This is a genomic window from Streptomyces gelaticus (assembly GCF_014649535.1).
GTDB lineage: Bacteria > Actinomycetota > Actinomycetes > Streptomycetales > Streptomycetaceae > Streptomyces > Streptomyces gelaticus.
The window spans coordinates 19266-38484 of sequence record NZ_BMTF01000033.1 but is presented as its reverse complement, the minus strand read 5'-3'; the positions used below and the strand labels follow the sequence as shown (position 1 = coordinate 38484).

Genomic DNA, 19219 nt, shown 5'->3' with positions numbered 1-19219 from the left:
GTCCTCTCTCTTGCGCGCACAGTCTTACAGCAGCATTGAAGTGGGGTCTAGTGAGCCGGAGTTGAACTCACTCATTCGTGAACATCTACTCACATGTGAGTTGAGTGGCTTCAGTGTGTGACCCGCACCACTCGCAACCGTGCCGTCGCAACGGAAGCGCACCGATCCGCTCCGCCAACCCGGGAAGGCGGTCCGCGGACCGGCATTGCCACCGCTCGACAGCAACCGCCCGTGGCGCACTCGCACTTGCCACTGCTCGCACGCACCCAGGAGGTGCCCGTGAGGACTGAACCCATCCCCGGCATCCGCCCCCACCCGGTTCCCATCGCGTTCACCGAACCGTGGAGCTACGAACTCAGCTTCCCCTGCGACCCGCGCAGCCCCCGGATCGCCCGTACCACCCTCCGCGCCATCCTCGGCGCCCATGAACTGAGCGAACTCAGCTACCGAGCCGAACTGTTGACCTCCGAGCTGACCAGCAACTCCGTACGGCACACCAAGGGGCCGACCGCCGTGCGGCTCCAGTGGCGGCACCCCGTGCTCCGGATCAGCGTCTGGGACATGAGCCCGGACCTGCCCAAGCCGTACGCCCCGCCCGTCGCCCCGCACGCCGAAGCAGGGCCATCCTTGAACTCGTCGCCGACCGATGGGGCGGGTGCGCCATAGGGGAAGGGGCGCTCGGGCCGGGCGGCAAGACTGTCTGGTTCGAGCTCGCGCTCAGCGCCTGAACCGCGGACGCGGCGGCACCCCGCGTGCTCACGTCCGACCCCCGTACGGTCGTGACAGTGCGGGGCGCCGCCGCGGGTTCAGGAGGCCTGGCGCAGCGGGACGTTCCTGGCGAAGAACTTCGTGAGGACCGGGGCCACCGCCTGCGGGGCCAGGTCGCGGGTCTGGCCCGTGAGGGTGCGGTGGCGGGCGCGGGGGAGCGCGTCCGCCAGGGCGCGGGTCGACAGCCGTGCGCGGGTGGGGCTGGAGCCGCCGCAGATCACCAGGGCGCGGGCCGTGACGGAGGCGAACCGGGCGGCCGGGATCGCGCCGTTGCCGAGCAGCGCGTCGTCGTACGCGAGGGTGTGGGCCATCGCCACCAGGTCGCTCCACAGCGGGGCGCGGCGCATCCGGGCGATCATGTCGACCGGCACGCCCGTCACGGAGAGGAACAGCTCGACGGCTCCCGCGCGGTCCCCCGTGGACAGCAGCCGGCACAGGCGGGAGGTGCAGCACGCCTTGTACTGCAGGCCCGAGGCGCCCGGCGTGTAGGGCGGCTCGTACACCGCCAGCAGGTCGACCGGAAGCCCGGCGGCCTGCGCCTCCAGGGCCAGCGCGCCACCGGCTCCGGTGCCGAACACCGAGGCCCGGCCGCCCACCGCGGTGACGAGCGCGGCCAGGTCCTCGATCTCGCGTTCCACCGCGTACGGACCGCTGTCGCCGCTGGAGCCGCGGCCGCGTCTGTCGTACGCGACGACGTGGAAGTGCGGCGCGAGCAGGCGCGCCAGCGGTGCCTCGGTCGCCGCCGTGCCCAACGCGCCGCCCACCAGGATCACCGGCGGCCCTTCACCCCGGCGCCGGTACGCGATCACGGTGCCGTCGCGGGAGAGAATCTTGTCCATGCGAGGGTGGACCGCCGGGGCCGGGAAAACTCATCGCTCCGGCCGAAGTTTTTCTGAGGTTCTTCGAACTCCCTTGTCAGCGGCGTTCCTGACGATCAGTCGGTGACTGTCTCGGTGTCGTAGAAGCAGAAGTGGTCCTTGATCGCGGCGACTTCGGGCTTCGGCTCCGGGTAGGCCCAGACGAGGTCCGCGGCGTCCGGCAGCGACCAGTAGGAGGCATCTCCCTTGAACGGGCAGTGGGTGCGGGTGTCCGAAGCCGTCAGGAGGTCCGTACGGACATCCTCGGACGGCAGGTAGTAGCGGACCGGACAGCCCGTCTCGCGCAGGACGAGCGGGCGCCGGCTCTCGGCGAGTACCTGTCCGTCGTGGACCACACGTACATGCTCGGTGCCGGGCTGGACCGTGATGCGGTGTCCTGGTGACGTAGTCATGTAGGGGTCAGCCGTTTCGCGGACCGGTTTCTTCCCCGGCCTTCTTCCCTGGCCCTTCCTGGTGGCCGGTTTTCCGCCCGTGCGCCGGTCGTGTCAGTGGTGGCCTTTACGGTTGCTCCATGAAGATCTGCGTTTTTCTCTCCGCCGCCGACCTCGACGAGCGCTACACCCACCCCGCCCGTGAATTCGCCGAGCTGCTCGGCAAGGGCGGACACACCCTGGTCTGGGGAGGCTCGGAGAGCGGGCTGATGAAGGTCGTCGCCGACGGGGTCCAGGAGGCGGGCGGGCGGCTGGTGGGGGTGTCGGTCGACTTCCTGGCCGCGAAGGCGCGGGCCAATGCGGACGAGATGGTGATCGCGCGCGATCTCGCCGAGCGCAAGGCGCTGCTCCTGGAGAAGTCCGACGCGGTCGTGATCATGGTGGGGGGCACCGGGACGCTCGACGAGGCGACCGAGATCCTGGAGCTGAAGAAGCACGGCAAGCACGACAAGCCGGTCGTGCTGCTCAACACCGCAGGCTTCTACGACGGGCTGCGCCAGCAGTTCCAGCGCATGGAGGACGAGGGCTTCCTGCCCGTCCCGCTGACCGACCTGGTGTTCTTCGCCAAGGACGGCGTGGGCGCGCTGGCCTACCTGGAGGAGTGGTCCGGCCTGCAGTGACAGGGCGGCGGTGGTGCGATCATGGTGGGCATGTCCACTCATGTCATCACCGGGGCCGGCTCCGGCATCGGAGCCGCCGTCACCCGCCGTCTGCTGGAGCGCGGTGACGAGGCCGTGCTGATCGCCCGCGATGCGGGCCGTGCCAAGGAGCTGGCCGAGCTGCACCCCGGCGCCCGCACACTGGTCGGCGACCTCTCCAATCCGGACCGGCTCTCGTGGGCGTTCGCCCAGCAGGCGATGCCGGAGCGGGTCGACTCGCTGCTGCACATCGCGGGCGTCGTGGAGCTCGGCAACGTCGGTGAGCTCACGCCCAAGGCCTGGCACTTCCAGCTCAACGCCAACCTGGTCGCGCCCGCCGAGCTGACCCGGCTCCTCCTGCCGCAGCTGCGCGTCGCCCACGGCCATGTGCTCTTCGTGAACTCGGGCGCCGGCCTCGCCGCGCACGCCGAGTGGAGCGCGTACGCCGCGAGCAAGCACGGCCTGAAGGCGCTCGCCGACTCGCTGCGCCAGGAGGAGCATGCGGGCGGTGTCCGGGTGACCTCCGTCTACCCGGGGCGCACCGCCGGCCCCATGCAGGCCAAGGTCCACCAGCAGGAGGGCAAGGAGTACGACCCCTCCCGCTGGATCGACCCGGAGTCGGTGGCCACCACGATCCTGATGGCCATCGACCTGCCGCGCGACGCCGAGGTCAACGACCTCACGGTGCGTCCCGGACGCTGACCCCGCGCGGGCCGGGCGGCGCCGCTCCCGCAACGACGCCCTAGGCTTCCCGTGTGAGCGAGAAGAGCAAGTTCAGCGGTTGCCCGGCCAGCGGAATCGGGTCCATGCCCGGGGGAGACGCACGGGAGGCGGCGAAGACCGTCACCGGCTCCTTCGGGGACGGCGAGGGACTGCCGTACCTGGCGGAACTGCCCGCCCGCGGCCCCGGTGCGGACATGATCGGGCGGACCATCGGGCTGCTCGTCGACCTGTACGCGCACGTCGAGCCCAGTGGCTGGCGGATCAGCGACCGGCCCGGACGCGACACCCGGCGGGCCGGGTCCTGGCTCGGCGAGGATCTCGACGCCCTGGAGGAGTTCACCCAGGGGTACGAGGGACCGCTCAAGGTCCAGGCCGTCGGTCCCTGGACGCTGGCCGCCGCACTGGAACGCCGGGGCGGCGAAGCCGCGCTCGGCGACCCGGGGGCCTGCCGTGACCTGGCGGGCTCACTGGCGGAGGGGCTGCGCGCCCATCTCGCGGAGGTGCGCCGCAGGGTGCCCGGTGCCGAAGTGATCCTCCAGCTCGACGAGCCGTCGCTGACCGGCGTACTGCGCGGGCGGATCAGGACGGCCAGCGGCTACCGCACCTACCGGGCCGTGGACCGCCAGGTCGTGGAGGGCACGCTGCGCGAGGTCCTGGCGGCGGGCGGGGAATCGGCGACGCTCGTGCACTGCTGCGCGCCCGAGGTGCCGTTCGCGCTGCTGCGCCGGGCCGGGGCCGATGGCATCTCGTTCGACTTCTCGTTGCTCACCGAGCGTGAGGACGATGCGATCGGGGAAGCCGTCGAGGGCGGCACCCAGCTCTTCCTCGGGGTGGTGCCGGGCACCGACCCGGCCTCGGGCGGATTGTCGGACCCGGGCGGTAGCGTCATGGGTGTCAGGACGCTGTGGCGCAGGCTGGGGCTGAATCCGGGGACTCTTGCGGAGTCCGTGGTGATCACCCCGTCGTGCGGGCTCGCGGGTGCCTCGCCCGCGTACGCGCGCGCCGCGCTCGCCCACTGCGCCCGGGCCGCGAGATCGCTCGCAGACAACCCTGAGTAACGGGGCAACGGGTAACGGGAGGACGAGACGATGGCCGGCGAACACCAGACGACGATGCCCGCACAGGTCCAGGAGCAGCACGCGCTCCTGGCCGAGCAGGTCGAGGAGCACCGCTTCCGGTACTACGTGAACGACCAGCCGGTCGTCAGCGACGCCGAGTTCGACCGGCTGATGCGCGAGCTGGAGGTGCTGGAGGAGGCGTACCCACAGCTGCGTACGCCGGATTCGCCGACGCAGAAGGTCGCGGGCCCGTACCGGACGCAGTTCACCTCCGTCGAGCACCGCGAGCGGATGCTCTCGCTGGACAACGCCTTCGACGACCTGGAGCTGGCCGCTTGGGGTGAGCGGATCGCCAAGGAGGTCGGCACCACCGACCACCACTTCCTGTGCGAGCCGAAAGTCGACGGTCTGGCGGTCAATCTCACCTATGAGCACGGGCGGCTGACCCGGGCCGCCACCCGCGGCGACGGCCGCACCGGCGAGGACATCACCCCCAACATCCGTACCATCGCCGAGATCCCGCACCGGCTGAAGGGCGACCGGGTCCCGGCGCTGGTCGAGATCCGCGGCGAGGTCTTCTTCCCGATGGAGGCCTTCGAGGAGCTCAACGCCCGGCTCGTGGAGGCCGACGACAAGCCGTTCGCCAATCCGCGCAACGCGGCGGCCGGTTCACTGCGCCAGAAGGACCCGAAGGTCACCGCCACCCGCCCGCTGCACATGGTGGTGCACGGCATCGGCGCCCGCGAGGGCTTCGACATCGACTGCCTCTCGCACGCCTACGAGCTGCTGCGCGCATGGGGTCTGCCCACCGCCAAGTACAACAAGGTGGTGGATTCCCTCGACGGCGTACGGGAGTTCATCAGGTACTTCGGTGAGAACCGGCACTCCGTGGAGCACGAGATCGACGGAGTCGTCGTCAAGCTCGACGAGATCGCGCTCCAGGGCCGGCTCGGCTCCACCTCGCGCGCCCCGCGCTGGGCGATCGCCTGGAAGTACGCCCCGGAGGAGGTCAACACCAAGCTGGTCAACATCCGGGTCGGCGTCGGCCGGACCGGCCGGGTCACGCCGTACGCCCAGGTCCAGCCGGTCGAAGTGGCGGGCTCCGAGGTGGAGTTCGCCACCCTGCACAACCAGAACGTGGTGAAGGCGAAGGGTGTCCTGATCGGGGACACGGTGGTGCTCCGCAAGGCGGGCGACGTGATCCCGGAGATCCTCGGCCCGGTCGTCGACCTCCGCGACGGCACCGAGCGGGCGTTCGTCATGCCGACGCACTGCCCCGAGTGCGGTACGGAGCTGAAGCCCATGAAGGAGGCGGACGTCGACGTCCGCTGTCCCAACGCCCGCTCCTGCCCCGCCCAGTTGCGCGAGCGCCTCGCCTATCTCGCGGGCCGCAAGTGCCTGGACATCGACCACTTCGGCTATGTCGCCGCCGCGGCCCTGACCAAGCCGCTGGAGCCCGCCGAGCCGCCGCTGCGCGACGAGGGCGATCTCTTCGGGCTGACCATGGAGGAGTTGCTGCCGATCCGGTCCTACGTCCTGGACCAGGACAGCGGGCTGCCCAAGCGCGACCCGAAGACCGGTGAGGAGAAGACCGCCTGGGTCTTCGCCAACCAGCAGGGCGAGCCGAGGAAGAACGCCCTCGCCATGCTCGAAGCCATCGCAGCGGCCAAGGAGGCCCCGCTCGCCCGGATCCTCACCGGACTGTCCATCCGGCACGTGGGACCGATCGCGGCCGCGGAGCTGGCGCGCCAGTTCCGCTCCATGGACCGGATCGAGGAGGCGACCGAGCAGGAGCTGGTGGAGGCCGACGGGGTCGGGCCCATCATCGCCGCATCGGTGAAGCAGTGGCTCGCCGAGGACTGGCACCGGGAGATCCTGCGCAAGTGGCGGGAGGCCGGGGTCCGGATGGCCGACGAGGAGGCGGGGGAGGAGACGGGGCCGCGTCCGCTCGAAGGGCTCATCGTCGTCGTCACCGGCACGCTGGCCGGCCACACCAGGGATGGCGCGAAAGAGGCGCTGCAGAGCCGCGGAGCGAAGGTGACAGGTTCCGTTTCGAAGAAGACCTCCTTCGTGGTCGTCGGTGACAACCCCGGTTCGAAGTACGAAAAGGCCATGCAGTTGAAGGTGCCGGTGCTGGACGAGAACGGCTTCGCCGTCCTGCTCGAACAGGGTCCGGATGCGGCGCGCGAGGCGGCGGTTCCGGTGGGAGAACCGGCGGAATAGGGCAGATCCCTGTCAGGGGCCGGGCGCGGGGTGGGGACAGCAAGGGGAGGGGCCCGTGGGCGTGCGACCGACAAGAAGGTGGATATGGGGTGCAGAGGGGCAGACGGGGGCAAGGCTTTCGCGTGATGTCCGGTTCACCCGATCGGTGCATAGCAGATGCTGACGGATGGTCGGTCCGCATTCGGGCAAGAGCGTCAGAGCGCTGCCCGTAGAAGCCTTCTGCGGCCTACTGTTGAGATGTGCACCTGCCGTGCCCGGCCGCCGGGTGGGAAACCGGGTCGTGGCGGCATGGAACGGAACCATCGGGTGACATCGGCACCGCCGGCTGTGAGAGGGACGGAATGAAACCGACCGAGAGCGCCGCACCGGTGGCGCGGCTGCAAGGTTTCGTCGGCCTCACACCAGGAGTGGGTGCCGTTGTCATTGCGATCGCCGTTGCTCAGATCGCGATCGGTTTCTACCGGACCGTGAGCGAAGGACATGCGCTCTTCCCCGACGGCAGAGCCGGCTGGTCCCTCGCCGTCCTGACCGGAATCATCGTCGGCCATCTCGTCGCCCTCGGACGCGACCGCTGGTGGGGCGGCACCGGTTCCGGGGCCTCCCTCACTCTGGCCGTGCTGTTGCTCTACGGTTGGGTGCCCGCCGGACTGGTCAGCCTGGTCGTCGTCGTCCTCGTCGGCGTCGCCCGCAGACACCGCTGGTGGCAGGGGCTGCTGCACGGCGCGGTGGACATCCTGGGGATAGGCGCGGCGGCCCTGGTGCTCGCCGCGTTCGGCGAGATGCAGACCGTCGAATCTCCGTGGCAGCCACTCGACTGGGGCATCGACGCCGTCCCGGCGGTCCTCCTGGCCGCCTCCACCTATCTCCTGGTCACCCGGGTTCTGCTGTGGTACGCCCGGACCCCCCAGGGCGGCGGACTGCCGACCGTCGCCCGCACGGCCCTGCTGCGCCAGGGCCTCGTCGCTCTCGCCCTGCTCGGCATCGCACCGCTGATCTGCGTCGTCGCGATGGCCACCCCCTTGCTCCTGCCGCTCTTCGCGGTCCCGCTGATCGCCCTGGACTCCGCCCTCTGGATCGCCCGGGCCCGCGCCGAGGAGCAGCTGCGCGACCCGCTGACCGGACTGCCCAACCGCCAGTGGCTGCTGGAGCGCACCTGGACGGCTCTGGAGGACGCCGAATCCGTCGGTGCCAGATCCGCTCTGGTCCTGATCGACCTCGATCGTTTCCGCGCGGTCAATGACACCCTCGGTCATCTGGCGGGGGACCGGCTGCTGTTGCAGATAGCGGAGCGCCTCCGGCTCGCACTGCCCAGGGGGGCGGAGGCCGCGCGGCTCGGCGGCGACGAGTTCGCGGTGCTGCTGCCGACCGCCGACTCCACCACCAGCGCCCAGCGGGTCGCCCGCCATCTCGTCGCCGAGCTCTCCTCCCCGCTGGACCTCGACGGTCTGACCCTGGTGCTGGAGGCCAGCGCCGGAGTCGCCGTCTACCCGGACCACGCACTGGACGCCGAAGGACTGCTCAGGCGCGCGGACGTCGCGATGTACCAGGCCAAGCGGGACCGTACGGGCGTGGAGGTCTACGAGTCGAAGCGGGACAGCAACACTCCGGACCGGCTCGGCCTGCTGGGCGATCTGCGCCGCGCGCTGGACGCCGGCGAGGTCGAGCTCCACTACCAGCCGAAGGTCCGCTTCGACGGTCAGGTGGCCGGCCTCGAAGCCCTGGTGCGCTGGGTGCATCCGGAGCGCGGCAGGGTCCCCCCGGACGAGTTCATCGCCATCGCCGAGTCGTCCGGTCTCATGCCGCACCTCACGGAGTACGTCCTGGAGACGGCGCTGGCCCAGGTCGCCCGGTGGCGGGCGCAGGGCCTGTTCGTCCCGGTCGCCGTCAACGTCTCCCCGCGCGACGTCCACACCCCCGGGTTCGCGGGCGGTGTCGCGGCCCGGCTCGCCCGGCACGGCGTCCCGGCCGGGGCGCTCCAGCTGGAGATAACGGAGCACGTGCTGCTGGAGGATCCACAGCGCGCCGCCGACACGCTCGCCGGACTGACCGGGCACGGCGTGAAGATGTCCCTCGACGACTTCGGCACGGGGTATTCCTCGCTCGTCCATCTGCGACGGCTGCCGGTCAGCGAGCTGAAGATCGACCGCTCGTTCGTCGCCCGGCTGGCCGTGGACAACGAGGACGCGGAGATCGTCCGCTGCACGATCGACCTGGCCCACTCGCTCGGCCTGCTCGTCGTCGCGGAAGGGGTCGAGGACGACGAGACCTGGGAGCGGCTGCGGAATCTGCGCTGCGACGCGGTGCAGGGATGGCTGGTCGCCGCGGCGATGCCGCCGCAGGAGACCACGGCCTGGCCGGCACGGCTGGCGGCGGCCGGCCGAGCTGGCGGCAGCTGCGGCCGCCGCGGCGGCCGCAGCCGGTGCACCGCCGGAGCTGGAGCAGCGGCCGCCCGGCCGGGCGGTCAATTCACGGCCCGCGACGACCTGAGCCGCAGGGGCACCGGCGGCGCGTCCGGGGCTGAGCCGACAAGGCCACCGGCGGCGCGTGCGTGGTCCCTCGGTTTCTCGGAGGTCAGCGGTCCGGTGTGCGTGGTCCCTGCCCCCCGGAGGCCAGCGGTCCGGTGTTCGGGGTCCCTTGGTTTCCTGGAGGTCAGCGGTCCGGTGTGCGTGGTCCCTGCCCCCCCGGAGGCCAGCGGTCCGGTGTTCGGGGTCCCTGCCCCCCGGAGGCCGGAGGCCGGTGGCCCGGTGTTCGGGGTCCCTGCCCCCGGAGGCCGGTGGCCCGGTGTTCGGGGTCCCTGCCCCCCGGAGGCCGGCGGTCCGGTGTCCGGGGTCCCTGCCCCCCGGAGGCCGGCGGTCCGGTGTCCGGGCCCCTCGGTCCCCGGAGGTCAGCGGTCCGGTGTCCGGTGGCCGCCGTCCCAGGGGCAGTGCGGGAGCCGGAAATCCTCGCCCGACCAGGGTGTTCGCCCGGGTGGCAGGAGCGGCGGCGGGCGACCCCATAGGATTGGGGGTCGGCGGCACATTTCCACCTGCCGCGCGACGCCTGGCACGCACGCTCGCCGCGTTGCCGAATCGCCCACGTGGCTCCGCCACGAGGGCGCTCCGGCGCCTTGCGATCGCACGCACCGGACGCCGCGCGGCCCGTCCTCCGGACGGACGGTGGAAATATGCCGTCGGCCCCCGGCCAAAACCACACACCAACCCCTGAGGATCGCTGCATGCCTGGCATCACGCGCGAGGAGGTCGCCCACCTCGCCCGGCTGGCGCGTCTGGAGCTGAAGGGCGAAGAGCTCGATCACTTCGCCGGTCAGCTCGACGACATCATCGGCGCGGTCGCCCGCGTCTCCGAGGTCGCCGACCAAGACGTACCGCCGACCTCCCACCCGCTGCCGCTGACCAACGTCATGCGCGCGGACGAGGTCCGTCCGTCGCTCACCCCCGAGCAGGCGCTCTCCGGCGCCCCTGCCCAGGAGCAGCAGCGTTTCAAGGTGCCGCAGATCCTGGGGGAGGACTAAACAGCCATGACGGACAACAGCACCATCATCAAGCTCACCGCCGCTGAGATCGCCGCGAAGATCGCCTCCGGCGAGCTCACGGCCGTCCAGGTCACCGAGGCCCACCTGGCCCGGATCGACGCGGTCGACGAGAAGGTCCACGCCTTCCTGCACGTCGACCGCGAGGGCGCGCTCGCGCAGGCCCGCGCCGTCGACGCCAAGAAGGCGGCCGGTGAGAAGCTCGGCCCGCTGGCCGGCGTCCCGCTCGCGCTGAAGGACATCTTCACCACGAAGGACATGCCGACCACCGTCGGTTCCAAGATCCTCGAAGGCTGGATCCCGCCGTACGACGCGACCCTCACCAAGAAGCTGAAGGCCGCCGACGTCGTCATCCTCGGCAAGACCAACATGGACGAGTTCGCCATGGGGTCCTCCACCGAGAACAGTGCCTACGGCCCGACCGGCAACCCCTGGGACCTCACCCGCATCCCGGGTGGCTCCGGCGGCGGCTCGTCCGCCGCGCTCGCCTCGTACGAGGCCCCGCTCGCCATCGGCACGGACACCGGCGGCTCCATCCGCCAGCCCGCCGCCGTCACCGGCACGGTCGGTGTCAAGCCCACCTATGGCGGCGTCTCCCGCTACGGCATGGTGGCCTTCTCCAGCTCCCTGGACCAGGGCGGGCCCTGCGCCCGTACCGTCCTGGACGCGGCCCTGCTGCACGAGGTGATCGCCGGGCACGACCCGATGGACTCGACGTCCATCGACGCCCCGGTCCCGCCGGTCGTCGAGGCCGCGCGGAGCGGCAGCGTCGAGGGCATGCGCATCGGCGTCGTCAAGCAGTTCGCCGGTGAGGGCTACCAGGCGGGCGTCGTCCAGCGCTTCAACGAGTCGGTCGAGCTGCTGAAGTCGCTCGGTGCCACGATCGTCGAGCTGGACTGCCCGTCCTTCGACCTGGCCCTGTCGGCGTACTACCTGATCGCGCCGTCCGAGTGCTCCTCCAACCTGGCCCGCTTCGACGCCATGCGCTACGGGCTGCGCGTCGGCGACGACGGCACGAGGTCCGCCGAGGACGTCACCGCGCTCACCCGCGAGGCCGGCTTCGGCGACGAGGTCAAGCGCCGCGTCATCCTCGGTACGTACGCGCTCAGCTCCGGCTACTACGACGCGTACTACGGCTCGGCGCAGAAGGTCCGCACCCTCATCACGCAGGACTTCGAGAGGGCCTTCGAGCAGGGCAGCGGTGTCGATGTCATCGTCTCCCCGACGACGCCCACCACCGCCTTCTCGATCGGCGAGCGCGCCGACGACCCGATGGCGATGTACCTCGCGGACCTGTGCACCATCCCGACCAACCTCGCGGGCAACTCCGCCATGTCGCTGCCCTGCGGCCTGGCCCCCGAGGACGGCCTGCCGGTCGGGCTGCAGATCATCGCCCCCGCCATGAAGGACGACCGTCTCTACAAGGTCGGAGCCGCCGTCGAGGCCGCCTTCGTGGAAAAGTGGGGTCACCCGCTGCTGGAGGAGGCTCCGTCGTTGTGAGCGCACTGACCAAGGCCAAGGGCTTCAAGAAGTCCAAGACCGGCACGTACCTGTCCATCGGCACCACCGCTTTCGGTGCGATCGGCGTGATCAAGCAGGCCAAGAAGGCACGCCACGAGCACGACACGCTCCGACTGATCGATGCCGTTGTCTCCGCCGCCGCCATCGCCACCGGTGTCGCCCTGCTGCTGCGCGAGCTCAAGCGCCTCGGCGATGACGACGTACTGCTGGGCTGAGAGGGAAGTTTCACCGTGACTGTCACCGACCTGGTGTCGTACGAGGACGCGCTCGCGTCCTACGACCCCGTCATGGGCCTGGAGGTCCATGTCGAGCTCGGCACCAAGACCAAGATGTTCTGCGGCTGCTCGACCGAGCTCAAGCAGGACGCCAACTCCCAGACCTGCCCGGTCTGCCTCGGCCTGCCCGGCGCCCTGCCGGTCGTCAACGAGATCGGCGTCGAGTCCGCCATCAAGATCGGCCTCGCGCTGAACTGCGAGATCGCCGAGTGGTGCCGCTTCGCCCGGAAGAACTACTTCTATCCGGACATGCCGAAGAACTTCCAGACCTCCCAGTACGACGAGCCGATCGCCTACAACGGCTATCTGGACGTCCAGCTGGAGGACGGGGAGACCTTCCGGGTGCAGATCGAGCGCGCCCACATGGAGGAGGACACCGGCAAGTCGACCCACGTCGGCGGTGCCACCGGCCGTATCCAGGGCGCGTCCCACTCCCTGCTCGACTACAACCGCGCGGGCATCCCGCTCATCGAGATCGTCACCAAGCCGATCGAGGGCGCGGGCGTACGGGCCCCCGAGGTCGCCAAGGCGTACGTCGCCGAACTCCGCGAGCTCATCAAGGCGCTCGGCGTCTCGGAGGCCCGCATGGAGATGGGCCAGATGCGCTGCGACGTCAACCTGTCGCTGCGCCCCAATGGCACCGAGACCTTCGGTACGCGCTCCGAGACGAAGAACGTGAACTCACTGCGTTCCGTCGAGCGTGCCGCCCGGTTCGAGATCCAGCGGCACGCGGCCGTGCTGTCCTCCGGCGGCACGGTCGTGCAGGAGACCCGGCACTTCCACGAGGAGGACGGCTCCACCACGGCCGGCCGCATCAAGGACAACGCCGAGGACTACCGCTACTTCCCCGAGCCCGACCTGGTGCCGGTCGCCCCGGCCCGCGAGTGGGTCGAGGAGCTTCGCAAGGGCCTCCCCGAGCTGCCGCGGCTGCGCCGCAACCGGCTCAAGGAGGAGTGGGGTGTCTCCGAGCACGACATGCAGTCCATCCTCAATGCCGGCGCGGTCGATCTGATCGTCGCCACGACCGACGCGGGCGCCCCCTCGGACCAGGCCCGCAAGTGGTGGATGGGCGAGCTGGCCCGTAACGCCAACGAGACCGGCCGCGGCCTCGACGAGCTGCCGATCACCCCGGCGCAGGTCGCCCGGGTGGCCGAGCTCGTCGCCGCGGGCGACCTCAACGACAAGCTGGCCCGCCAGGTCATTGAGGGTGTCCTCGCGGGCGAGGGCGACCCGGACACCGTCGTCGAGAAGCGCGGCCTGAAGGTCGTCTCCGACGAGGGCGCGCTGTCCACGGCCGTCGACGAGGCCATCGCCGCCAACGCGGCCGTCGCGGACAAGATCCGCGGCGGCAAGGTCGCGGCGGCGGGCGCGCTCGTCGGCGCGGTCATGAAGGCCACCCGCGGCCAGGCGGACGCGGCCCGGGTCCGTGAGCTGATCCTGGAGAAGCTCGGCGTCGAGGGCTGAGCCCTCCGCGCAGGCCCGTCGCCGAAGGGGCGGCGCATCCACGACCACGGGTGCGCCGCCCCTTGGACTTTCCCGCAGGACCTGTTGGACGTTCACCGCGGAGCCGTACGGAGTCCTTCCGCACGCCACCCGGCTTGATTAGCTTCCCGGCTGTACGACCGGACTCGGGAGGCTCACTTGACCACGGACATTTCACGGCGACGGCTCTTCGCGCTCGGCGGCGGTGCGCTCGGCGCCGCGGCGGCGGGGTCGCTGCTGCCGCCTTCGCTGCAGGCCGCGATCGCCGCGCAGCCGGCACACTCGGCGGGGTCCGGCGGCGGGGACGGGCTCGGAGCCATCAAGCACGTGGTGATCCTGATGCAGGAGAACCGTTCCTTCGACCACTACTTCGGGACGCTCCGGGGCGTACGCGGCTTCGGTGACCGCAACGCCGTCGAGCTGCCCTCGGGCAAGCCGGTCTTCGAGCAGCCCGCGCCGCTGGGCACCTCCGTGCTGCCCTTCCCGGTGCGCGACGCCGCCGAGACGCAGAAGAAGGACCTCCAGTACATCGGCGCGCTCGACCACTCCTGGAGCGGCGGCGGCAAGGCGTGGGCCGGCGGGTGGATGAACGGCTGGGTGACCGCCAAGACGGCCGCCACCATGGCGTACTACGACCGCCGCGACATCCCGCTCCACTACGAGCTGGCCGACACCTTCACGGTCTGCGACGCGTACCACTCCTCCATCCACACCTCGACCAGCCCCAACCGCAACCACCTGTGGAGCGGGAAGACGGGCAACGAACCGAACGGCAGGCGGGCCGTCGGCAACGACGCGTACAACGAGGGCACCCATCCCGGCTACGACTGGGGCACGTACGCGGAGCGGCTGGAGAAGGCCGGGCACAGCTGGCGCACATACACCGAGTGGGAGAACTTCACCGACAACCAGATCGAGTTCTTCGCCACCTTCAAGGCGATCGCCCGCAAGGCGCTCGCGAAGACCGGCGGCCACACCTTCATGGAGTCGTTCTACGCCGCGGTGCGCGACGCGGACGCCGCGGAGCGGGAGCGGCTGTTCGGACTGCTGGAGGAGGGCGTCGCCACCCTCGACAAGAGCGAACGCAGCCTCTTCGAGCGGGCGTTGCGCCGGGTGGAGACCGGAACGCTGGCCGACGAGTTCGCCAAGGACGTGGCGGCGGGCACCCTGCCCGAGGTCTCCTACCTGGTGCCCTCGGCCGTCGACTCGGAGCACCCGAGCGTCTCCTCGCCGGTCCACAGCGCGACGATCGTCTACAAGGTCCTGGACGCGCTGGGCAAGCACCCCGATGTGTGGCGGCACACCGCCGTCTTCATCAACTACGACGAGAACGACGGCTTCTTCGACCACGTGCCGCCGCCGGTCGCCCCGCCCGAGGTCACCGAGGAGCAGTGGGAGGGCAAGCCCACCGGTCTCGGCATACGGGTGCCGATGCTCGTCGTCTCGCCGTGGACCATCGGCGGCTACGTCTGCTCCGAGGTCTTCGACCACACCTCCGTGATCCGCTTCCTGGAGCGCTGGACCGGGGTGGAGGAACCGAACATCGGCGACTGGCGGCGCACCGTCACCGGCGACCTGACCTCGGCCTTCGACTTCTCGCGGACACGCCGCCGGCCCGAGGTGGAGCAGCCGGGCGCCATTCCGCCGTTCAGCGGCCGCTGGGCGCCGAAGCCGCCGCTCGTGCAGCACATGCCCGTGCAGGAGCCGGGCGCGCGCCCGGCCCGCGCGCTGCCGTACCAGCCGGACGCGCAGGCGAAGCTGGTGGACGGCGCGGTGCAGGTGGCCCTCAGCAACACGGGGCGCTCGTCGGCGCACTTCGCGCTGTATCCGTACGCCGGTGAGTTCCCCGTACCGCAGCACCGGGATGTGAAGGGCACGGCGCAGTGGACGGTGCCCGTCACCGGCGCGGCGTACCGGTTCACCGTGACGGGGCCGAACGGATTCCGCCGTGAGTTCGCCGGGTCCGTGAAGGACGGTGCTCCGGCCGAGGTGGCGTCGCGGGTCGACGCCCATGAGCGCGATCTGCACCTCACGCTGCGCAACACGGGCCGGACGACGCTCACCTTCACCGTGCGGCCGCTGGGCTACGTCGACGAGGCGGACCTGCGGGACTGGACCAGGACCGTCAAGGTCAAGCCGGGGCGCAGCCGCACGGTGGTGCACTCGGCGGCCGACGCGCACGGCTGGTACGACCTGGCCGTCACCGTCGACGGGGACGACACCTTCCGGCGCCGGCTGATGGGTCACATCGAGAACGGCCGGGCGAGCGTCTCGGGCTGACCCGGCTCCGGGCGGCGGGGTGCCGCGGACCGTCGTACGGCGCGGCGCCCCGCCGAAGCCGCTGTGAGCAAGGGCTCAGAGCAAGGGCTGTGAGTATGACCACGAAAGAGACAAAGGATCACTTTCGGCTGCCAGAGTGACGATTCCCAGGTCATGCTTTCTTTGCGGGTCATTCATGCTTTGTACCGGCAAAGAGCCACAAACCAGCAGGGAGCACGCCCGTTGGCCGCCATCGCCCGCTGGTGCATCAGGCACCGTCTCGTCGCCGTTCTCATCTGGCTGCTCGCCCTCGGCGGCACGGCCACCGCGGCGGGCTTCGCGGGTTCCGCGTACTCCAACGACTACGAGGTGCCCGGTACGGAGTCCGGCCGGGCCACCGAGCTTCTCAGGAGCGGTTTCACGGATCTCGGCGGTGACACGGACACCATCGTCTGGCACACCTCCGACTCCACCGTGCGGGCCGACGACGTCCGGCAGACGATGACCCGGACCCTGCACGCGGTCGAGGAACTGCCCGGGGTCGGCGCGGTCACCGGGCCGTACGGGGCGTCGGGCGCCGCACAGATCAGCAGCGACGGGCACACCGCCTACGCCGCGGTCACCTTCGGCCAGCAGGTCGAGGACATCCCGGTGCAGCAGGTCAGGGCGGTCGTGGACACCGCGAAGGCGGCCGCCGGGGACCATCTCCAGGTGGAGCTGGGCGGCCCCGCCGTCGCCCTCACCGAAGCACCCTCCGTCCACCTCAGCGAGGCCATCGGGGTGGTCGTCGCGGCGGTCGTCCTCTTCCTCGCCTTCGGCTCGCTCGCCGCCAGCATGCTGCCCATCGCCACCGCGCTGGTCTCCGTCGGCACCGCCTACGCGGGCACCGTGCTGCTCGGCCATCTGATGACCGTCGCCGACTTCGCGCCCATGCTGGGCATGCTGATAGGCCTCGGCGTCGGTATCGACTACGCGCTGTTCATCGTCACCAGACACCGCAGAGGACTGCGCAGAGGCATGTCGGTCACCGAGGCCGCGCAGAACGCCGTCGCGACGACCGGGCGCGCCGTCGTCTTCGCCGGGGCCACCGTCTGCATCGCCCTGCTCGGCATGCTGATCCTGCGGCTCGGCTTCCTCAACGGTGTGGCGATCGCCGCCTCGCTCACAGTCGTGCTGACCGTGGCTGCCTCCGTGACCCTGCTGCCCGCCCTGCTCTCGTTCATCGGCCCGCGGGCACTGAGCCGGCGCGAGCGCAGACAGCTCGCCGAGCACGGCCCGCAGCCCGAGGTGCCCACGGGCTTCGCGGCCCGCTGGTCCGCCTTCGTCGAACGCCACCCCAAGCTGCTCGGGGCGTGCGCCGCCGTGGTGATGCTGGTCCTCGCGCTGCCCACCTTCTCCCTGCACCTGGGCACCTCCGACCAGGGCAACAACCCCTCCTCGTCGACCACCCGGCAGGCGTACGACCTGCTGGCCGACGGATTCGGCCCCGGCGTCAACGGACCGCTGACCATCGCGGCGCAACTGGACGGCGCGGACGACCGGCTCGCGATGGACGCCCTGCCCGCCGTGCTGCGGTCCACCGAGGGCGTGGCCTCGGTCGGCCCGGTCACGTACGACAGCGGCGGCGATACGGCCTTCGTCACCGTCGTACCGGAGTCCTCGCCGCAGTCCCAGGAGACCAGCGCGCTCGTCGACCGGCTGCGTACCGAGGTCCTGCCGCGGGCCGAGCAGAACACCTCGCTCCAGGCCCATGTCGGGGGAGTGACCGCCAGCTACGACGACTTCGCCCGGATCATCATCGGCAAGCTCCCGCTCTTCGTCGGTGTGGTCATAGGGCTCGGCTGTCTGCTCCTGCTGCTGGCGTTCCGGTCGATCGGCATTCCGCTGAAGGCCGCGGTGATGAATGTGGCCGCCGTCGCCTCCTCGTTCGGGGTCGTCGTCGCGGTCTTCCAGTGGGGATGGGGGAGCGAGCTGCTGGGGCTCGGCAGTTCGGGGCCCATCGAACCCTTCCTGCCGGTGATCATGGTGTCCGTGCTCTTCGGTCTGTCCATGGACTACCAGGTGTTCCTGGTGGGGCGGATGTACGAGGAGTGGCTGGAGACCGGTGACAACCGCCGGGCCGTCCGGGTGGGCCTCGCCGAGACCGGCCGAGTGATCAACTCCGCGGCCGTGATCATGATTTCGGTCTTCCTCGCCTTCGTCCTCAGCGGGGACCGGGTGATCGCCATGTTCGGCATCGCGCTCGCCGCGGCCGTCGCCCTCGACGCCTTCGTCCTGCGCACGCTGCTGGTGCCCGCGCTGATGCATCTGCTGGGCGGGGCGAACTGGTGGCTGCCGCGCCGGCTGGACCGGCTGCTGCCGCGGATCAGCATCGAGCCTCCCGGGCACGGCCTGCCGCATGCGAAGATCCCGCAGGCAGCGCAACCGGCGGAGGTGGCGCAGACCGCGCAAGCGGTGGAAGCGGTTCGAGAAGGAGCATGATGTTCGCGATATCCCTGGGTGATGACGGAGCGGAACTGCGTCCGCTGGAGACCTGGCAGGCGCAGGAGTTCCTCGACCACGTGGACCGGGCCCGGGAGCTCGTCGATCCGTGGATCCCCTTCGCCTCCTTCACCACCGACCTGGACTCGGCGCGTACGCTGCTGCGGCGGTACGCGGAGAAGCAGGCGGCGGACACGGGGCGGATCTACGGCATCTGGCTGGAGGGCACGCTCGTCGGCGGTGTCCTGTTCCGGGTCTTCGACGCGGAGTCGGGGAACTGCGAGATCGGCTGCTGGCTGGAGCCGGCGGGCGAGGGGCGCGGTCTGATCACCCGGGCGTGCCGGAAGCTGATCGACTGGGCGGTGTACGAGCGGGGCATGCACCGCGTGGAGTGGGCCGCGTCCGCGGCGAACACCGCCAGCATCGCCGTGGCCAAGCGGCTCGGCATGACGCGTGACGGGGTGCTGCGCGAGAGCTACCTGCACCGGGGTGAGCGGCACGACTCGGAGATCTGGTCGGTGCTGGCCCCGGAGTGGCGGGCGCAGCAGGCCTGAGAGCGGGCGGCGTGGCGAGGGCCTGTCCGGCGGATCACGGCCGGACAGGCCCCTGTGCGCCGGAGCCGAAGCTGGCCGGCGCGTACTTGCTCTGGTGCTCGCGGTACGAGCGGGCGAGGTGGTGCTGGAGCCGGATGTGGCGGAACTGGTACACCGCGCCGGTCTGGCGCAGGACGCCCCGGCGGTAGGCGTCGTCCAGGAAGGCCACCGTGTCCCAGGGCAGTTTGCCGGTCAGGGGCAGCCAGACCCTCGACAGGACCAGCCACCGCCCCCAGGCGGTGAACGAGAGCGCGTACGAGCACGTGCCGCCGAGCCCGCCGATGGCACCGATGACGAGCCCGTCAGCCGCGTTCCAGTTCAGCGGTCCGAGGATTCCGTCGAGCAGGTCGGTGATCAGGT

The 19219-nt window shown here is 70.8% G+C and carries 14 protein-coding genes and 2 pseudogenes; 13 read left to right on the top strand and 3 right to left on the bottom strand.

The window, feature by feature from the left end; genetic code table 11:
- The first annotated feature begins 279 nt into the window (after nucleotides 1-279).
- Nucleotides 280-666, top strand: coding sequence for an ATP-binding protein (locus IE107_RS31195; protein WP_229867381.1), 387 nt, complete (start codon nucleotides 280-282; stop codon nucleotides 664-666).
- Between the two features lie 140 nt (nucleotides 667-806).
- Here the strand turns inward: IE107_RS31195 and IE107_RS31190 are convergent, their stop codons facing one another.
- Both IE107_RS31190 and IE107_RS31185 read right to left on the bottom strand, forming a co-directional pair.
- Nucleotides 807-1607 (bottom strand): alpha/beta fold hydrolase, encoded by an 801-nt coding sequence (locus tag IE107_RS31190; protein WP_189547722.1) that lies wholly within the window; start codon nucleotides 1605-1607, stop codon nucleotides 807-809.
- 95 nt (nucleotides 1608-1702) lie between these two features.
- Complete coding sequence (locus IE107_RS31185; RefSeq protein WP_189547721.1) at nucleotides 1703-2038, bottom strand: DUF427 domain-containing protein; 336 nt, start codon at nucleotides 2036-2038, stop codon at nucleotides 1703-1705.
- Between the two features lie 119 nt (nucleotides 2039-2157).
- Here IE107_RS31185 and IE107_RS31180 point away from each other — a divergent pair, with 119 nt between their 5' ends.
- From IE107_RS31180 to IE107_RS31125, 12 genes and pseudogenes are all read left to right on the top strand, one after another.
- Entirely contained in the window at nucleotides 2158-2697 is a 540-nt protein-coding gene (locus IE107_RS31180) for an LOG family protein (protein ID WP_189547720.1), read from the top strand.
- Nucleotides 2698-2727: 30 nt separating this feature from the next.
- Nucleotides 2728-3417 (top strand): SDR family oxidoreductase, encoded by a 690-nt coding sequence (locus IE107_RS31175; RefSeq protein WP_189547719.1) that lies wholly within the window; start codon nucleotides 2728-2730, stop codon nucleotides 3415-3417.
- A gap of 53 nt (nucleotides 3418-3470) precedes the next feature.
- A complete protein-coding gene (locus IE107_RS31170; RefSeq protein ID WP_189547718.1) occupies nucleotides 3471-4496 on the top strand; it encodes a methionine synthase in 1026 nt (341 codons plus the stop codon).
- A 30-nt stretch (nucleotides 4497-4526) separates the two neighbouring features.
- Nucleotides 4527-6719, top strand: a complete 2193-nt coding sequence (ligA, locus tag IE107_RS31165; protein ID WP_189547717.1) for an NAD-dependent DNA ligase LigA — start codon at nucleotides 4527-4529, stop codon at nucleotides 6717-6719.
- A 449-nt stretch (nucleotides 6720-7168) separates the two neighbouring features.
- A pseudogene (locus tag IE107_RS31160) lies at nucleotides 7169-9206 on the top strand (putative bifunctional diguanylate cyclase/phosphodiesterase); the annotation flags it as partial.
- A 727-nt stretch (nucleotides 9207-9933) separates the two neighbouring features.
- A complete protein-coding gene (gatC, locus tag IE107_RS31155) occupies nucleotides 9934-10230 on the top strand; it encodes an Asp-tRNA(Asn)/Glu-tRNA(Gln) amidotransferase subunit GatC (protein WP_015036350.1) in 297 nt (98 codons plus the stop codon).
- Nucleotides 10231-10236: 6 nt separating this feature from the next.
- A complete protein-coding gene (gene gatA / locus IE107_RS31150) occupies nucleotides 10237-11748 on the top strand; it encodes an Asp-tRNA(Asn)/Glu-tRNA(Gln) amidotransferase subunit GatA (protein WP_189547716.1) in 1512 nt (503 codons plus the stop codon).
- Complete coding sequence (locus tag IE107_RS31145; protein WP_189547715.1) at nucleotides 11745-11984, top strand: hypothetical protein; 240 nt, start codon at nucleotides 11745-11747, stop codon at nucleotides 11982-11984. The genes gatA and IE107_RS31145 overlap by 4 nt, the downstream gene beginning before the upstream one ends.
- 15 nt (nucleotides 11985-11999) lie before the next feature.
- Complete coding sequence (gene gatB / locus IE107_RS31140) at nucleotides 12000-13508, top strand: Asp-tRNA(Asn)/Glu-tRNA(Gln) amidotransferase subunit GatB (protein WP_189547714.1); 1509 nt, start codon at nucleotides 12000-12002, stop codon at nucleotides 13506-13508.
- A gap of 177 nt (nucleotides 13509-13685) precedes the next feature.
- A complete protein-coding gene (locus IE107_RS31135) occupies nucleotides 13686-15806 on the top strand; it encodes a phosphocholine-specific phospholipase C (protein WP_189547713.1) in 2121 nt (706 codons plus the stop codon).
- 222 nt (nucleotides 15807-16028) lie between these two features.
- A complete protein-coding gene (locus IE107_RS31130; RefSeq protein WP_189547712.1) occupies nucleotides 16029-18266 on the top strand; it encodes an MMPL family transporter in 2238 nt (745 codons plus the stop codon).
- On the top strand, nucleotides 18266-18820 hold the full coding sequence (locus IE107_RS31125) for a GNAT family N-acetyltransferase (RefSeq protein ID WP_189547711.1): 555 nt from the start codon (nucleotides 18266-18268) through the stop codon (nucleotides 18818-18820). Before IE107_RS31130 ends, IE107_RS31125 begins: the two co-directional genes overlap by 1 nt.
- A 34-nt stretch (nucleotides 18821-18854) precedes the next feature.
- On the opposite strand, the pseudogene IE107_RS35440 reads toward IE107_RS31125, so the two are convergent.
- Nucleotides 18855-19219, bottom strand: a pseudogene (locus IE107_RS35440) (XRE family transcriptional regulator); the annotation flags it as partial.